The following is a 459-nucleotide window of genomic DNA, read 5'->3' on the forward strand; positions in this document are numbered from 1 at the left end:
TATCTGCTTGAGTACGGTTATTATTAAGTTGCATGATTGAGTGGTATCTAACATCCTTCGAAATTTGAGCATTGGGCTCAACATCTTGGACGTCAGCAATCTTGGTAACAATTTTGGGACAGTCTGGTGAATCCGGGCAGATAAACTTCTGCTTGCGGATCGAGAAAACATTGAGGACTCCGCCTGAAGGTAGACCAACAATGTGGACTGTTTTAAAGCCGTTTTTTCGCATTGTCTGCCCACACTTAGGACACAAGCAGGAATAAGTTTGTAAGAGATGAATAAAGCGGGCGGGTTGGTTATGGTAGATTTTATACTGATCTTCAAGCTTAGGGTCTTCAATTAAGCGTGGGTCTTTAATCCCAAGACGATCAAGTGTACAATTATCCATGAACAAAACTTCTTTCTATTGTCGTCATTTAGACGAATTGGATTTGGGGAGACAAGGTGTAGTGGCCT

At 41.8% G+C, this 459-nt stretch carries 1 pseudogene; it reads right to left on the reverse strand.

The window, feature by feature from the left end:
* Window positions 1–391, reverse strand: a pseudogene (locus tag LFYK43_RS12275) (transposase family protein); the annotation flags it as partial.
* Between the last annotated feature and the right edge of the window lie 68 nt (window positions 392–459).

This window comes from Ligilactobacillus salitolerans (genome assembly GCF_003864415.1).
Classification (GTDB): domain Bacteria; phylum Bacillota; class Bacilli; order Lactobacillales; family Lactobacillaceae; genus Ligilactobacillus; species Ligilactobacillus salitolerans.